Annotated in this window: 3 protein-coding genes; 1 reads left to right on the top strand and 2 read right to left on the bottom strand. The window is 61.9% G+C overall.

Annotation, left to right across the window (positions count from 1 at the left end; translation table 11 throughout):
* The coding region (locus ABFX51_RS00015; protein WP_346051245.1) for a DUF4192 domain-containing protein at positions 1–622 on the bottom strand (622 nt) is incomplete at its 3' end.
* Positions 623–700: 78 nt separating this feature from the next.
* Positions 701–1699: a hypothetical protein gene (locus tag ABFX51_RS00010; protein WP_346051243.1), complete on the bottom strand. Its 999-nt coding sequence runs from the start codon at positions 1697–1699 to the stop codon at positions 701–703.
* On the opposite strand from ABFX51_RS00010, the gene ABFX51_RS00005 reads away from it, so the two are divergent.
* Positions 1698–2191: hypothetical protein (locus ABFX51_RS00005; protein WP_346051241.1), on the top strand; the 494-nt coding region annotated here is incomplete at its 3' end. The two genes, ABFX51_RS00010 and ABFX51_RS00005, sit on opposite strands and share 2 nt — an antisense overlap.

Genomic DNA, 2191 nt, shown 5'->3' with positions numbered 1-2191 from the left:
CCACCAATCGCAGAAGCGCGGCCGGCTCCCGCTGCTGACCATCATCCCGCAGAGCCGCTGCCAGGATCTCGGCACCGCGCCGGACAAGGACGCCTTCGTCCGCGGGTGCGAGTGACGCGGCAAGGTCTTCGCGACTCACATAGGCGGCTTTGCCGGCCAAGACCGCGGCGGCCGCAAGTGGGCTGCTGCCCGGATCAGCAACGAACCCGCTGCAGTCGGGGTGGTGGTAGCACCGCCACTGAGCACCCTGCCGGATCGCTGCCGTCCACAAGCAGTGTTTCACCGGTAATCCGCGACGTTCGAAACCGTCGCGTACCGCGTTGACCACCTCCGCCTCTGGTGGTGGCTCGCTGGTTTCGCTGCCGGAGGTCACCACGACCAGGACCAGTCCAGTCAGCTGTTCCGAGCGAAGAGAGGCCCGCATGCGCTCGCACAACTCGGTTGCCGAAGACCGCGCTACCGACAGATCCACCCGAGCCGAGCACACCACCTGCCGCTCACGCACAGCTATGACGACCAGTGAGTCACACGGATAAAAGCCCAGCAGCGCCGGTACTGCGGCCACGAGTTCGTCGAACGCGGACAAGGTGACCGAAGACCGCTCGGGGAATTCAGCAGACATGATCTACTCCAATTTTAAGGCGCAATCAATAAACCCCAAGTTTTGGGTAAATTAATTCAGGACGAAATTTCGTCAGAATCAGTCGACGTTACCGCCGCGCGACCACGCGCGGGACCGGCCGAGAGAGTCCACAGGGACTGTGTTCTTGACGAGAACGTGCCAGGTGCGACGGTCTCCCATCGGACGCCGCCGGTGCTCCGGCCGACGCCACGATTCGAACGGCGCATGATGAAGGACGCCGCGGGCATAGGTTGTACCGTCGTCGGCGATCGCGACCTCAGTCGCTTTGTGGCTCAGGTGCAGGACGTGCGCGCCTCGTTCGCGTTTAGGCGTCAGCTTGGCCAGCTCCCGAGTAGTCAGCCGCGTCGGAACGGCGAACACGTCGCCCTGGCGGGTGCAGATCACTCCCGCAGCTTCTGCCGCAACCACCTCAGGTGGCTTCAAAGCTAGGAACGCATCGCGAACGGTGCGGGGTCTTGCGTCGCCCGGGAGTTCGCACAGGAAGTAGTGGGGCGTCGTCTCCTGTTCGTCGAACGCGGACAGGAAGTAGGCGCCAAGCTCACGTCCGCTGACCCGATAGGTCGCACGGAACAACGCCGCACCGAGCCAATGTCGGTAGGTGCGGTATTCATACCGGCCGTCGGACAGCTTCTTCGCCGTGTACACCGCAGAGGACGGTACGTTCTCGATCGAGTCGACCACGTGAGCAGAGGTGTCCCACCGCTCGGGCTCGACGTCCACGGGTTCGATGGTGTCCTTCAGAATGCCGGCCTCCGTGAGGCAGCTGAACGGTATTGTCAACATCGGCAGTCCCGTACGCTTGCACGCGTCGCGTGTGATGGCCTGATGCCTGGCGGTGGACACGGAGTAGGTGTCCCCGTTGAGCAACCACCATGATCGGTTGCCCTGACGGTCGAGCATCAGGTGAACCAAGGGGAAATGCTTGCCGTAGCTGTAGAGCGTACGGTTCCCCTCACCGGAGACGAACACATTCCCCGAGCGCGCGAGCAGCAGGTTCGCGTCGGGCTTCCCGGCTTCCTGCGCGAATCGGTCGGCTATGTCAGCATGAGTCGCCATGTCCCTTCAGACCTACCTCTCATTCCTCGACGAGACTCCACATCCAACCGCCCGCACCGATCGGGTAGCGACCGGATGCGTCCGGAGGGCAACGGATTTCCTGCTGCTCGACACCGTCACTTTCGATGAGCACGATCGTGTCGCCCTCCCAGCGAGCGCGAACCCAGGCGTCGTCGGGAGGCAGCTCGTCTGCGGTCGTATTCAGCCAGTCGACCACTCTTTCCGCGACATCTCGATCAAACCAAGGCCGCATCCAACCATTCCACCGAGTGCCAGGTTCGATCCAAGCTGGAAACGACAAGTCCGAACCCTCAAGGGCGACGTCGAAACGCTCCATGGACACTTGATCAGCCTTTCTTCGATCACTGTTCTTTCCGATAAACCAAGACTAGCGCCGAACGAAAACCTGAAACAAGGCTGCTACCAAGGTATTTTAGAGCTTGTCTCACTTGGTGAGTTTCTTGTAGCAGGTGATGGCGGCTCCGAGGGTGA

This window comes from Amycolatopsis dongchuanensis (genome assembly GCF_039542405.1).
GTDB lineage: Bacteria > Actinomycetota > Actinomycetes > Mycobacteriales > Pseudonocardiaceae > Amycolatopsis_E > Amycolatopsis_E sacchari.
This window is presented reverse-complemented; position numbering and strand designations above follow the sequence as displayed.

Excerpts from the sequence above, each read along its gene's own strand:
- ABFX51_RS00010 (WP_346051243.1), bottom strand. The coding sequence starts at position 1,699 with ATGGCGACTCATGCTGACATAGCCGACCGATTCGCGCAGGAAGCCGGG.